Genomic DNA, 13042 nt, shown 5'->3' on the forward strand with positions numbered 1-13042 from the left:
GTATCATCGACAGTGTACAAGGAACACTTTATCGACATTAAGTAACACGTCTTCAATAGGGATTTGGACTTTGTTGGTGCCTTCAAAGCGAGCTGGTTGTTCAATCTCAATATCGGACACAATTAAGACACGATCCGCTTGTGCAATATCGTGGGGAGTGAGCTGATTCTCAATACCCATCGCGCCTTGCGTCTCAACCTTAATTTGTACGTTATGCTTAGGCGCAGCTTTCATTAGTGCATCTGCCGCCATATAAGTATGAGCGATGCCTGTAGGGCACGCTGTCACCGCTACGATCTTCATGTTCTATCCACTTTATTTTTTTGTGGATTTTAGCATAGTGACCGTCGGAAGGATGGATTTAAAGCAGATAATCGCAAGAGCTCTATCACAGTTTAAATCTCATGTTACATTAATCCAGTTAATGCACTTTTTGTCCTGTATTGGAAAGGACGAGTGTTGGTTACTCTGTACACAGTCATAGATGGAATAAATAACTCATGACTCTCGAGCGTGAACATTGCAAGGTACAAACAATGGACATATTAAACCTTATTGAGCCGGAAACCATTTGCTTGGATTTGCAGGCTCAAACCAAAGATGAAGCGCTCAAAGAGCTCGTCGAATTGTTGGACGCGGCGGGCAAGCTCACTAGCAAAAGTCAGTTCTTGGCGGACATTTGGAAACGAGAAGAGATTGGCAATACCGGCTTTGACGAGGGTATTGCCATTCCTCACGCCAAAAGTAATGCGGTCGCTAAACCCGCAGTCGCAGTGGGCATCAGCCGAAAAGGGATTGATTACGGTGCCGATGACGGCGAACTGTCTGACGTATTTTTTATGCTGGCTTCTCCGGATGGGGATGACCATCATCACATCGAAGTCTTGGCACAAATTTCCACCAAAATCATTGAAGATGGTTTCGTTAACAAGTTAAAAGCGGCGGAGTCGGTGGAGGAAGCGCGCGAGCTACTTACTGATATTCAATCGAACACGAATGACTCTGGTATCGATCCTTTAGAGTTTGCATCTGAGCCACTCAGCCCTTGGGCGCAAAAGCTCGGCAGAATGAAAGAACACTTACTGTTTGGCACCTCTCATATGATTCCGTTTATTGTCGCGGGCGGCGTATTGCTGTCTCTGTCTGTGATGATTTCAGGTCATGGAGGTGTTCCGGAAGAGGGGATTCTGGCAGATATCGCTGAGATGGGTATCGCAGGCTTGACGCTCTTTACTGCGGTATTGGGTGGTTACATTGCCTATTCGATTGCGGATAAGCCGGGTCTGGCTCCGGGTATGATTGGCTCATGGATTGCGGTTAGTCACTACAACACCGGCTTCTTGGGCGCGATTGTCGTCGGATTTTTCGCCGGCTTTGTGGTTTGGCTACTGAAGAAGATTCAATTGCCGGACAGCATGAGTTCGCTCGGCTCTATCTTTATCTACCCACTGGTTGGTACGTTTGTCACCTGTGGCGCAGTGATGTGGGTGATTGGTTCACCTATCGCCAGCGCAATGACGACCATGAACGATGTGCTCACAGGTATGGCGGGCTCTGGCAAAGTGATGTTGGGCACCGTACTGGGCGCAATGACCGCGTTTGACATGGGCGGCCCTATCAACAAAGTGGCGACCTTGTTTGCTCAAACACAGGTAAATACGCAACCGTGGCTAATGGGTGGCGTCGGTATCGCGATTTGTACCCCGCCTCTGGGCATGGCGTTAGCGACTTTCCTATCGCCAAGTAAGTTTAAACGTGATGAGCGTGAGGCGGGTAAAGCCGCGGGTATCATGGGTATGATTGGCATCAGTGAAGGGGCGATTCCGTTTGCTGCCGGTGACCCAGCTCGCGTACTGCCTGCGATAGTTGCTGGTGGTATTGTCGGTAACGTGATTGGTTTTATGTTCCATGTGATTAACCACGCTCCGTGGGGCGGCTGGATTGTACTGCCAGTCGTTGATGGCAAGATTGGCTACATAGTTGGCACAATCGCAGGCTCGTTTACCACAGCATTGATTGTTATTGCGCTTAAGAAGACGGTCACAGAAGACGACAGTCCGGTTGGTCAATCTCAAGCTTACACGTCTGTGCAAGGTGAGGGTGAGGCAGATATTCTTGCCGTGACGTCTTGTCCATCAGGTGTGGCACATACCTTCTTAGCGGCGAAGTCATTAGAGAAAGCCGCCTGTGCGTTAGGCATTAAGATCAAGGTCGAAACGCAAGGGGCGAACGGCATCATTAACCGAATCACTGACAAAGATATCGCCAAGGCGAGGTTTGTTATCTTCGCTCACGATGTCGCCATCAAAGAGCCGGAACGCTTTAGAAAAATGAAGGTGCTGGATGTCAGTACTAAAGACGCGATGCTAAATGCAGCAGCACTGTTGCAGGCGAAAAGAATCCCTTAAGTACATATCCCCAAGTAACCTCGATATGCATGGTTCAGCGAGAATGATTTGGTTTTCAGACGAGGCAACGATTTGAAGTTCTAGTGGTGCTAAATCAAAAATCTTTAACAAAGTATGCAAACCAAATCAACTCGCCCTTCGGGAGCTTGTCACTGAAGCGATTTCTTTGTCAAACACCTTGGAAATAGATCACTATTACGCTGCGATGTTTTCCTCGAACTCGAGTCAGTGACCAAGCTCTGAATACTGCATATTGAAGTCACTTGGGGATAATCCCAATTAAGGCTATCTGCTAGTTAGCTCCATCATTTTTGATGGAGCTTTTTTTACCCCTGAGAAAAGTGCTTAACCAAGAAATCAATGAAAGTGCGAATGCGCTGAGGTTGGTACTCACTATCTTTGTAAACCATGTACATTGGTAGCTTAACTGATTGATATTGCGTTAATACTTGAATTAACTCACCATTGTTGAGCTCTTGTTCTACCATCCATTTTGGCATTGCAGCGATGCCTTGCCCAAGCTTCGCCATTTGCACCAACATCTCAGGACTATCACTTCGAACCTGTTCTTCCACTTTGACTTTAATGGTTTCATTTCCATCGCTAAAACGCCACAGGTTAGACGGATTGGAGAGTGAGTAGGTTAAGCAGCAGTGCTTACACAAATCGTTTGCACTAAGAATAGGGTCGCGCTTGTCGAGGTAGCTTGGAGAGGCGAAGTAAACCAGTTCGTTATCCATCAACCAACGCGCTTTTAACCCCGAGTCTTTCAGGTAGGCGGCACGAATCGCGATATCAACATTGCCTTCAACTAAATCGACAAACTTGTCCGAAACTGACACATCAACGCTAAGCTCTGGATGTTGGTTGAGAAACTCATTCAGTGGCGCAGATAACAAGCGAACGCTAAACGCACTCGGCACTGAAAGCTTGAGCTCGCCAGAGACCGACGCTTGCTCTTGTCTAAGCTGCGACTCGAAGGAATCCATTTGTTCTGTGAGTGTCTGCGCCAGCTCGAGATATTGTTTTCCACCAGAAGTTAAGCTGATAGCGCGAGCATGACGATGAAACAAGGTGATACCGACTTCACTCTCAAGCCAGGCGATCTTCTTGCTCACCGCACTCTGAGTGGTATTGAGTTCGTTAGCCGCGGCAGTAAATGAACCTAACTGAGCGACACGAGAAAAGACTTTCAAACAATCAAATTTATCCATGATGCATTCCTATTTGGAATGGTAAGTAGCTAAATACTACTCTCCTTAAGTTTTAAGTGGAATGCTTTAATACTTCCATCATCTGTTGGGGAGTTAAAGTCATAGTGTTTATTCAAGGGGTATTAATCGCGTTTTTCTTGTTTGCCAGTTCTATCAAAATCATTGGTTGGGTGAAACCGATTTTTGAGCCACAGCTCGCTTTCTTTCATAAATATGGGTTGAACCGTGCCGCTATGTTTTTGGTTGGACTGGTTGAAGTAACGGGTGCAATTTTGATGTTAATTGGCTTGTTATCGACGAACAACTTGTTAAGTGCGATAGGTGCAAGTTTTATTGTTTTCACCTCAGTTAGTGCGATGTTTTTCCATTTTCGTTTTGATACTTGCAAAGATGCGATTCCGTCCATTGTGACGCTTTTATTATCACTTTTGGTGGCTTCGCCTTTGATTGAGTTTGTTGCGCTTATTTAAGACGAAATTATTGCAAGTAATGTTCTGAAATCTTTAGTAACATGTTTCAAATATTAACTGTTTCAAATAGTAATAGTTTCAAAACATAACGTATTTCGAATTCAAGGAGGCTTGCAATGGAAAAACTAAGAGTAGCATTTATTGGTCTGGGTGTGATGGGATACCCAATGGCTGGTTACCTAAGTAAAGCGGGCTATGAAACCAAAGTATACAACCGCACAAAAGCGAAAGCCGACAAGTGGGCTGAAGAATACCAAGGTGTGGCTTGTGAAACACCACGAGAAGCGGCAGAAGGCTGTGACATCGTTTTTACCTGTGTGGGTAATGATGATGATGTTCGTAGCGTTGTTTACGGTGAAGAAGGCATTCTGGTTGGCTTGAAAGCGGATGCAGTGTTAGTGGACCACACGACGACTTCTGCAGACCTAGCGGTTGAGCTGGCTGAAGCGTGTGTTAAATACGGCAATCACTTCATTGATGCGCCAGTTTCTGGTGGTCAAGCGGGCGCAGAAAATGGTGTTCTAACCATCATGTGTGGTGGTGAACAAAACATTTTTGATCGTGTGTCTCCAGCGATGGATGTGTACGCGAAGCAGATGACGCTACTGGGTGAAAACGGTCAGGGTCAACGTTGTAAGATGGTAAACCAAATCTGTATTGGTGGTATCTTACAAGGTCTGAGTGAAGCTTTGCTGCTGGCACAAAAATCAGGCTTGGACATCGCTCAAGTTGTAGAAACGTTGAAGCATGGCGCTGCAGGTTCTTGGCAGATGGAAAACCGCGCAAATACCATGGCGGAAGACAAGTTCGATTTTGGCTTCGCTATTGATTGGATGCGCAAAGACTTGGGTTTCTGTCTGCAAGAAGCAGAGCGAGTGGGTCTAGAACTTCCACTGACTAAGAAAGTGGATGAGCAGTATGCAGACCTTCAACGTGATGGTTTAGGTCGCATGGATACATCAGTACTGATCAAAGCGGTAGCTAAAAATCAGTAGTTGATGAATCAGTAATAGATAAACAGTTCTTTGGTATCAAAGAGCTTAAAGAAATCTAAGTTAATCATAATGAATCTCCTTGAGCATTGGTTGTGGCTAGTGATTAAGGATTAGTGATTTGAAATCAGGAGGTGCTGTTGGGCACCTCCTTTTTTATGTCTTTTAATCACACAGTGTGATGATTACCGCGTTTGCTTACTTGTTTAAGCCTAGCGCAATCTCAAGACCTTTGCCGTACGCTTCGTCTGCTTGGTATGCATGTTGAACGTGGCGCTGTTGGATGAACTCTGGCACACCGTCCATTGCGCGAGCTGTGTTGTCGAACAGAGTTTGACGTTGCTCTTCACTCATCAGACGGAATAGGTCACCCGCTTGGCTGAAGTAGTCTTCGTCTACACGGTGATCGTAGTGATCAGCGTTGCCGTTGATGCGTAGAGGTGGCTCAGAGTAATCTGGTTGCTCTGCCCATTCTTGTTTGTAGTTTGGCTCGTAACCTAGTGTTGAACCAAAGTTGCCATCAACGCGCATTGCGCCATCGCGGTGGTAGCTGTGAACAGGGCAACGAGGTGCGTTCACTGGGATTTGATGGTGGTTCACACCTAGACGGTAACGCTGAGCATCGCCGTAAGCGAACAAACGACCTTGTAGCATCTTATCTGGAGAGAAGCCGATACCAGGTACTACTGCAGCTGGGTTGAACGCTGATTGCTCAACTTCTGCGTAGAAGTTTTCTGGGTTACGGTTCAGTTCGAACTCACCAACTGGGATCAGTGGGTAATCTTTTTGAGACCATACACGTGTAAGGTCGAATGGGTTGAAGTTGACTTCATCCGCTTCTAGCTCAGGCATGATCTGTACGTACATCTTCCATTTAGGGAAGTCTTGACGCTCAATCGCTTCGTAAAGGTCACGGTGATGGCTTTCGCGGTCTTTACCTACGATTGCTTCTGCTTCTTGGTCAGTTAGGTTTTTGATGCCTTGCTGAGTTTTGAAGTGGAATTTCACCCAGTAACGCTCGTTTTCTGCGTTGATGAAGCTGAACGTGTGGCTACCAAAACCATGCATATGACGGTAAGAAGCTGGGATACCACGGTCACTCATGACGATAGTCACTTGGTGGAATGCTTCTGGTAGTGATGTCCAGAAATCCCAGTTGTTGGTAGAGCTACGCATGTTAGTGCGAGGGTCGCGTTTTACTGCGTGGTTTAGGTCTGGGAATTTTAGTGGGTCACGTAGGAAGAATACTGGTGTGTTGTTACCAACCAAGTCCCAGTTACCTTCTTCAGTGTAGAATTTTAGTGCGAAACCACGGATGTCGCGTTCTGCGTCTGCTGCACCGCGCTCACCGGCTACAGTAGTGAAGCGAGCGAATAGTTCTGTTTTTTTGCCGATGTCAGAGAAGATTTTAGCGCGAGTGTATTTTGTGATGTCGTGCGTTACTGTGAACGTACCGTAAGCACCAGAACCTTTTGCGTGCATACGACGCTCAGGGATCACTTCGCGGTCAAAGTGTGCCAATTTTTCAAGGAACCAAACGTCTTGTAATAGTTGAGGGCCACGAGGACCTGCAGTCATAACGTTTTGGTTATGTGCGACAGGGCAACCTGCTGCTGTAGTCAATTTCTTGCTCATTTGAATTTCCTTGCAATAGTGATAATAAATCTTGTCTTTTGGATGAATCCGAAAGTTATGCGAGGAGAATAACGCTGTAATTGAGAAGAAAAAAACTGTTATTAGCAATCAGTGTGATAGGTGTCACCTATGCTTTAAGTGGTTGTTAATTAATGGCTTTGTGTCAATTAACATTATTTGTCGCGTGGATTATAAATGGTATTCAGGCATGTTTAGTGTGAATGATTTCTGTCTATTTCAAAGATCCTTGAAATAGACAGAAATTCTCAACGGTTTGAGAAGGCCTCAACTCGATTAACCGAATTTCACTTCAAGTTCTTCTGCTTTAGTAAACGCAGGGTGAGTCGCGAGCTGTGCGCCATAACGTTGGATGTTTGGGAAGCGCTCAATGACGCCAAACTTGTTTAGGACATCGACGACAAAAGACATCATGAAATCCGCGCCTGTTAGCCGCTCTTCTACAAAGTAGGTTTTCCCTTCTAGGCTTTGATCAACGTAGCTCATGACTTTCATGGTTTCCGCATCGGCGTAGTCCGCAAGGAAATTGGTCTGTGCGCCATCTTTAGCTACAAACATCTTGAGCAGCAGGGGAACCATGGCTGAGCTCTCTGCAAAATGCAGCCATTGAATGTACTGTGTGTAAGCTTTGCTGCCACGCTCTGGTGCAAAACGTCCATCTGCATACTTTTCAATTAAGTATTCAGTGATAGCACCAGACTCTGTAACGATCTCGTCGCCATCTTCCAATACAGGTGACTTGCCGAGTGGGTGAATGCTCTTGAGCTCAGGTGGTGCAAGGAAGGTGACGCTGTCACGAAGGTAGGGCACGATCTCATAATCCACCCCCAATTCTTCTAACAACCAAATGATGCGTTTTGAGCGAGACTGGTTTAAATGATGCAGTTTAATCATGGAAGAATCCTTTCTTATACAGGTTGATTAGTTTGAATAACAAGCTTGCCGAAGTTTTTACCTTCCAGTAGACCGATGAATGCCTCTGGCGCGTTTTCTAAACCTTCTACTAGATGTTCGCGATAGTGGATTTTGCCTTCTGCTAGCCATTGGCTTACATCTTTGACGAAGTTTGTGTAGCTTTGCTCGTAGTGGTCAAAAATGATGAAGCCTTGCATCTTGATGCGTTTAACCAGAATGTTACCCATCAGCATCGACATACGATCTGGACCTTCAGGTAACGCTGTCGCGTTGTATTGAGAAATCAAACCACAAAGTGGTACGCGAGCGCCGACATTAAGCAGAGGTAATACCGCGTCAAAGACTTTACCGCCTACGTTTTCAAAGTAGACATCGATACCTTTGTCGCATGTTGCTGCTAGCTGCTCTGCAAAGTCATCTGCGGTGTGATCAAGACAATCATCAAAACCTAGGGTCTCTTTTGCGTACTGACACTTCTCTGCGCCGCCTGCGACACCGATTACACGACAACCTTTTAGCTTACCGATTTGACCAACCATAGAACCAACCGCACCGGTTGCAGCTGCGACAACTAGGGTATCGCCAGCTTTGGGCTGACCAATTTCCAATAACCCCACATAAGCGGTAAAACCAGGCATACCAAGCACACCGAGGGCATAAGACGGATGCGTCGGCTCGCTGCCTAATTTAAACAGACCTTCGCCGTTAGATAGCGCGTAATCTTGCCAGCCTGTGTAAGCTACCACCCATTCGCCAGTTTGGAAGTCGGAGTTCTTCGATTCCACCACCTGACAAACGGTTCCGCCAACCATCACATCGTTTAGCTCTACAGGATCAGCGTAGGATTTGCCTTCATTCATACGGCCGCGCATATATGGGTCAAGAGACAGGTACACGCTACGTAAAAGCACTTCACCTTCACTCGGGGTAGGGATGGCAGCCTGTTCTAAACGGAAGTTCTCTGGGACTGGCGAACCTTTTGGACGGTTAGCCAATACGATTTGACGGTTGAGCGTTTGGGTCATGGTAAGTTCCTATATTAATTATTAGACCAGTCGTCTAGTTTTGATTCCTAAAAAATCCGCCGTACTTTTTGGGTAAAGATAAGGCGGATTAAGTGTGGTTCGTTATTTGCCTTTTAGCATACTTTGAGTGCTCTCAAAGCTACGCATTAAACCGGAACGATCCTGATACAGTTTGTTGAGTAAGCTTGCGCCAATCCATTGATGGTAAATCAAGTGGGCGGTTTGTTCTGCTGACTCAACTTGGATTGAGCCCTCTTCAATGCCCGCTTGGACACAATCTTCGATGGCTTTCACCACTTGAGTGGCACCCGAAGCCAATTTTACGCGCATTGCTTCTGAAAGATCAGAGACTTCAGCACTCAACTTCACGACCAAGCATTTGTTGGCGTTACATTGGCCATTTTCAATCGCCATCCAGCGTTCGAAATAGCTCAAAAGGCGGTCGCAACCAGAGCCTTCACTTTCAGTAAAGTGGGCTGTGATCATCTTAAGGTAGCGAGAGAAGTAATCTTCAATCAATGCCTCACCAAATTGCTCTTTCGACTTAAAGTAATGGTAGAAAGAGCCTTTCGGCACATCCGCTACCTTTAAAAGTTCTGAGAGCCCAACGCTCGTAAAACCTTTGGTCACTACCAATTGGTAGCCGACATCGAGAATGTGTTGGCGTGTATCGTTCGTTTTTGCGTTCATGAGCAATACTATAAAAGCGATTAGACCAGTCGTCTAGTAATTTGTAAATCTTACTTGATCAGTTCGTATTCAATCACATACAGTTCATCGATATTCGGATAGATCTCGCGAATAAGCTCTTTCAGTTTTGGCAGTTCAATCGCTTCTTGTTCTGCGTGGAACTCGTTGATGTCATCAAACTTCAGTGGTGCCACTGATAGGATTTTGATGTCACACACCTTGCGGTCTGTTTCTAGGGTGAACACTTCCACTTCAGTGTTTGGCACGTAGTGGCTTTCTGATTCATCACGAATCGTGATCGTCTTTTTACCCGCAGTGATAAGTGGAGTTAGGAATTCAAAGAAAGTGATTTTAGTTGGATGTGAAGACATAACCGATGCTCATATTAATGTAATAGGGCGAGAGTATATCTCGCCCTTTAAGAAAAATATCCAAAAAAGTGCTAACCGGGGAAACCTGCGCTGAGTTGCTATTTCGAGGAGCGTAGTCGGTAGTAGGTCTCGGTATGATTGCCACTTTTCGCTTTAACGTTATTGGTCTTTCCCTGTTCATTTTTGACAGGGCTGAAGGTTAAAATGATGCCGAAAGCTTTGTTCTCGAACTCGTTTTCCGTCATTGGAATGAAAGTAAATGAAGGTTGACCTACCGTCTGAGCTTTTAATGCCCCATCATCAATGAACACCTCTACTACCTTTTTGCCATCCAAGGCTTTGTATGTTCCAGTGAAGGCCTTAAGTTGCCCTTCATTCATTGTCATGTTTGGGCGGTCATAATCTGGCAATTCAACCTTCTCATCAAAGTACAAACCGACAATATTTCTCACAATGTCGTCATAAGTTTCATGAAGTCCATTGATTGAGATGACTATCGCAACATCTTGTTTGGGGAAGTACAACATTGACGAGCGATAACCTTCCAAGAGGCCATTGTGCCCATAGTGTTCAAGTTGCGAGTATTCAGGGCTGTAAATACCAAAATACTCCTTCAACATCATTTGCACTGCCTCTTTCGGGAGCAACTCACCTTGGAACAGTGCCCGAATAAACCGAGAAACATCGAGTGTTGTTGACGTAATGCTCGCCGCTGCACCTGCTACGGTTGGCGACCAGTGCGGTGTGACTGCCACCCATGCGTTGTTCCAGTAATAGAAAGACGTAATGTGAATATCGCACGCCTTGAGATCAAGGCAATACTGAGTGTGCGTTAAGTTCAATGGTTGCGTGATTTGAGCGCGGAGTACCTCGTCAAAGCTCTTTCCCGTCACTTTTTCAATGATATAGCCTAGCAAAAGGTAATTTGCGTTTGAGTATTCATATTGACTGCCTGGTGGAAAGTTAGAGGGTAGCGCTGCCAATCTCGCAATCATTTGTGCTTGCGTTTGAGGCTTTGCGTAGTAACTCAGAAAGTCGGGTTCATCAATAAAGTTCACCAACCCTGAGCGGTGTTGGAGCAAATCTCTGATGCTGATGTTCTCAGCGTTGCTAATCTCAGTAAAGAAGTCGTTCAGTTTGGTGTTCAAACTAAGCTTATTTGCTTCAATTAACTGCATCACCATGGTAGCCGTCATGGTTTTGGAGATAGATGCCACTTTGTATGGGCTTGAGCTGTCTGCAGAAACATAACCACTGCTGGCTAATAAACCAACTTTACGGTTTGAGTAACCAGTTTGTTTGTCCAACACCACGTTACCTTTATCCAAAATAGTGAAGCTGCCCATGGCTTTGTTGTATGTGAAGAGATCGTCGATATAACTGTTGATGACGGTGAGTTTGTCTTCCTGTGCTTGTACTTGTGTTAGGCACAAGAGCGCAGCAACTAAGGCAATAGCGGATTTGAATGCAATTCGAGAAAGTGTTCTTTTTAAAATCAAGGCGCTGTACAGAATGGAGAAAGGATAGAGAGAGTATAACGCCTGTGGAGGACAGGCGTGTCGTTTGTCATTTTAGAGTGATGAATAGGCCTAAAAGCTAATGATTAGCAAAGAGCTTTATAAACTTGGCACAGAAATAGCCCAAGATAATACCTATCCAGTTAGTACTAAGATCTTCAAAACCGAATGAACGAGTGGCGATAAACAACTGGCTGAGCTCTTCTAACGATACAATGCAAAGCAATAATATAAGAAGGCGGATGCCAAACATGTCCGCTTTTGTTGCGCTTACCCATTTAGGGAAATTAAATACGGCGAGAAATCCGATTAAAAGACTGAACGTAAAGTGTAATGTACTGGAGCCGCCCACATAGCTCTCCAGTTCTTGATAAACGCTGTGGTCTATATCTGAGCTTTTCCAAAGTGATAAAGACACCGTCAACAACAGTACCGCAGCGAAGCTTAGTCGAGCAATTGTATTGGTCATATTTACCCCACAGGAAAGAAGCCTAGATGACGTTTAACAAAATAAAGAGCCGCCAAGTTTTGAATGGCTAACCCTATCGCCATAGCCCATGCAGCCCCCAGAACGCCGTAACCGTTTGAAAGTAAAATCAGTAGCGCAATGGAAATAACACCAGAGACAATGGTGATGTATTTCATGGTCTTTTCATGGCCGCTCATTAACAGTAAGAAACCAACGGAACCCGTCGCGACATTAATCAATTGCCCCAGAGATAAGGCCAATAATAGAGGTGCAGCAGCAATAAACTCTTTACCAAACAGTTGCATGATGAATTCAGGGAATAACACACAAATGATGACGGGGAGAATCGCAACCCCAATGTTTGCTCGACATGCAAGGCGGCTTAGATTGCGTAGTCGGTCCATTTTGCCCTCTTTGTAGAGTGAGGCAAACATAGGCGCAACAACAAAGTTGATGGTTACAAGAACAAAGCCAATCAACAATGAGGTTCTTTGTGCTGCTGCAAGTAAACCGAGATCTGACGTCGAAATAAAAAAGCCCGCAATGACGAGGCTTCCCCACTGAACGAGGTTAGTGAAAATACTGCCAACCCAAACCTGATTTGCTGAATAGGTAAGTTCCTGATTATGTTTGGTACTTCCGTGTTGGTATTCACCTGAGCGAAGCCATTTTAATGTTGAATGGATAGCGACTACGGTGGTAGCGACTAAAAACAACACCATTAGCACGTCGGTACTGATTGGATAAACGTCTTTGGCAAAGATAATCAAAGCCACCATTAGAAAGCTTACGCCAAGCTGCAATGCAATCAGAGAAGTAATGACTTTTCTTGATGCTTGTAGGACGCGACTGTTGGTTTGGCCAATAACGAGAAGAGGAATCGCAATAATGGCAAGCGCTAAAGAGAAATTCGAGGCTTGAGTCGTATTGAGTTGTTCAGGAAATGTTGTAAAGGCTAGATATAGCAAAGAACAAACGGCGACACAAAAGAGCAAGCTGCGGGCAAGTGCGATTCGGTAATTGTTACTCTGCTCGTGACGGTTTTGATTTTTAAATGCGATTGCGTTGAATTTTACTAACGAAATATTAAAACCGAGCTGAGCAATGATTGCGACTAATGAGACAAGGTTAAACAGATAAAAAAACTGACCCGATGTGGTCGTGTTTGAATATCTTGAAACCACGAGGGTCAACAAGAAAGCGAAGAAAGCGGCGAGGGCTTTCACTATCGCCGTTGCAGCACCAAGTGAGAAAAATTGCTTTTTGTCACTTGGCAAGTTTTGAAGTTTTTGATTAATCGATTGAAGCATAAAAAACC

Annotated in this window: 13 protein-coding genes; 3 read left to right on the top strand and 10 right to left on the bottom strand. The window is 45.2% G+C overall.

Annotated features, from left to right (window positions below; translation table 11 throughout):
- Window positions 1–3: 3 nt before the first annotated feature.
- Window positions 4–303, bottom strand: coding sequence for a PTS fructose transporter subunit IIB (locus ITG12_RS17265; protein ID WP_005441202.1), 300 nt, complete (start codon window positions 301–303; stop codon window positions 4–6).
- A 233-nt stretch (window positions 304–536) separates the two neighbouring features.
- On the opposite strand from ITG12_RS17265, the gene ITG12_RS17270 reads away from it, so the two are divergent.
- The gene (locus ITG12_RS17270) at window positions 537–2408 is read left to right on the top strand and encodes a fructose-specific PTS transporter subunit EIIC (protein WP_038870415.1); all 1872 of its coding nucleotides are present in this window, start codon (window positions 537–539) and stop codon (window positions 2406–2408) included.
- A 326-nt stretch (window positions 2409–2734) separates the two neighbouring features.
- On the opposite strand, the gene ITG12_RS17275 is transcribed toward ITG12_RS17270, so the two are convergent.
- Window positions 2735–3622 carry a LysR family transcriptional regulator gene (locus ITG12_RS17275; protein WP_038881787.1) on the bottom strand — a complete coding sequence of 296 codons (888 nt, stop codon included), beginning with the start codon at window positions 3620–3622 and terminating at the stop codon, window positions 2735–2737.
- Between the two features lie 101 nt (window positions 3623–3723).
- Here ITG12_RS17275 and ITG12_RS17280 point away from each other — a divergent pair, with 101 nt between their 5' ends.
- Both ITG12_RS17280 and ITG12_RS17285 read left to right on the top strand, forming a co-directional pair.
- Window positions 3724–4092, top strand: coding sequence for a DoxX family protein (locus tag ITG12_RS17280; protein WP_038881789.1), 369 nt, complete (start codon window positions 3724–3726; stop codon window positions 4090–4092).
- Window positions 4093–4208: 116 nt separating this feature from the next.
- Window positions 4209–5087, top strand: a complete 879-nt coding sequence (locus ITG12_RS17285) for an NAD(P)-dependent oxidoreductase (protein WP_248874612.1) — start codon at window positions 4209–4211, stop codon at window positions 5085–5087.
- A 195-nt stretch (window positions 5088–5282) separates the two neighbouring features.
- Here ITG12_RS17285 and ITG12_RS17290 read toward each other — a convergent pair whose 3' ends face one another.
- From ITG12_RS17290 to ITG12_RS17325, 8 genes are all read right to left on the bottom strand, one after another.
- Window positions 5283–6719, bottom strand: coding sequence for a catalase (locus ITG12_RS17290; protein WP_009704876.1), 1437 nt, complete (start codon window positions 6717–6719; stop codon window positions 5283–5285).
- Window positions 6720–7013: 294 nt separating this feature from the next.
- Window positions 7014–7631, bottom strand: a complete 618-nt coding sequence (locus tag ITG12_RS17295) for a glutathione S-transferase family protein (protein WP_248874614.1) — start codon at window positions 7629–7631, stop codon at window positions 7014–7016.
- A gap of 14 nt (window positions 7632–7645) precedes the next feature.
- Entirely contained in the window at window positions 7646–8677 is a 1032-nt protein-coding gene (locus tag ITG12_RS17300) for an NADP-dependent oxidoreductase (RefSeq protein WP_248874616.1), read from the bottom strand.
- A 102-nt stretch (window positions 8678–8779) separates the two neighbouring features.
- Window positions 8780–9367 (bottom strand): TetR/AcrR family transcriptional regulator, encoded by a 588-nt coding sequence (locus tag ITG12_RS17305; RefSeq protein ID WP_248874617.1) that lies wholly within the window; start codon window positions 9365–9367, stop codon window positions 8780–8782.
- 50 nt (window positions 9368–9417) lie between these two features.
- The gene (yqfB, locus tag ITG12_RS17310) at window positions 9418–9738 is read right to left on the bottom strand and encodes a N(4)-acetylcytidine aminohydrolase (protein ID WP_005432046.1); all 321 of its coding nucleotides are present in this window, start codon (window positions 9736–9738) and stop codon (window positions 9418–9420) included.
- Window positions 9739–9836: 98 nt separating this feature from the next.
- Window positions 9837–11237 carry a serine hydrolase domain-containing protein gene (locus tag ITG12_RS17315; protein ID WP_248874619.1) on the bottom strand — a complete coding sequence of 467 codons (1401 nt, stop codon included), beginning with the start codon at window positions 11235–11237 and terminating at the stop codon, window positions 9837–9839.
- Window positions 11238–11334: 97 nt separating this feature from the next.
- Entirely contained in the window at window positions 11335–11724 is a 390-nt protein-coding gene (locus ITG12_RS17320; RefSeq protein ID WP_038867193.1) for a VanZ family protein, read from the bottom strand.
- Window positions 11725–11726: 2 nt separating this feature from the next.
- A complete protein-coding gene (locus tag ITG12_RS17325) occupies window positions 11727–13034 on the bottom strand; it encodes an oligosaccharide flippase family protein (RefSeq protein WP_248874621.1) in 1308 nt (435 codons plus the stop codon).
- Between the last annotated feature and the right edge of the window lie 8 nt (window positions 13035–13042).

Source organism: Vibrio sp. ED002 (genome assembly GCF_023277445.1).
In the GTDB taxonomy this organism is placed as follows: domain Bacteria; phylum Pseudomonadota; class Gammaproteobacteria; order Enterobacterales; family Vibrionaceae; genus Vibrio; species Vibrio jasicida.

Coding starts and splice junctions, on each gene's coding strand:
- ITG12_RS17265 (WP_005441202.1), bottom strand. CDS start 303: ATGAAGATCGTAGCGGTGACAGCGTGCCCTACAGGCATCGCTCATACT.
- ITG12_RS17270 (WP_038870415.1), top strand. CDS start 537: ATGGACATATTAAACCTTATTGAGCCGGAAACCATTTGCTTGGATTTG.
- ITG12_RS17275 (WP_038881787.1), bottom strand. CDS start 3,622: ATGGATAAATTTGATTGTTTGAAAGTCTTTTCTCGTGTCGCTCAGTTA.
- ITG12_RS17285 (WP_248874612.1), top strand. CDS start 4,209: ATGGAAAAACTAAGAGTAGCATTTATTGGTCTGGGTGTGATGGGATAC.
- ITG12_RS17290 (WP_009704876.1), bottom strand. CDS start 6,719: ATGAGCAAGAAATTGACTACAGCAGCAGGTTGCCCTGTCGCACATAAC.
- ITG12_RS17295 (WP_248874614.1), bottom strand. CDS start 7,631: ATGATTAAACTGCATCATTTAAACCAGTCTCGCTCAAAACGCATCATT.
- ITG12_RS17300 (WP_248874616.1), bottom strand. CDS start 8,677: ATGACCCAAACGCTCAACCGTCAAATCGTATTGGCTAACCGTCCAAAA.
- ITG12_RS17305 (WP_248874617.1), bottom strand. CDS start 9,367: ATGAACGCAAAAACGAACGATACACGCCAACACATTCTCGATGTCGGC.
- yqfB (WP_005432046.1), bottom strand. CDS start 9,738: ATGTCTTCACATCCAACTAAAATCACTTTCTTTGAATTCCTAACTCCA.
- ITG12_RS17320 (WP_038867193.1), bottom strand. CDS start 11,724: ATGACCAATACAATTGCTCGACTAAGCTTCGCTGCGGTACTGTTGTTG.
- ITG12_RS17325 (WP_248874621.1), bottom strand. CDS start 13,034: ATGCTTCAATCGATTAATCAAAAACTTCAAAACTTGCCAAGTGACAAA.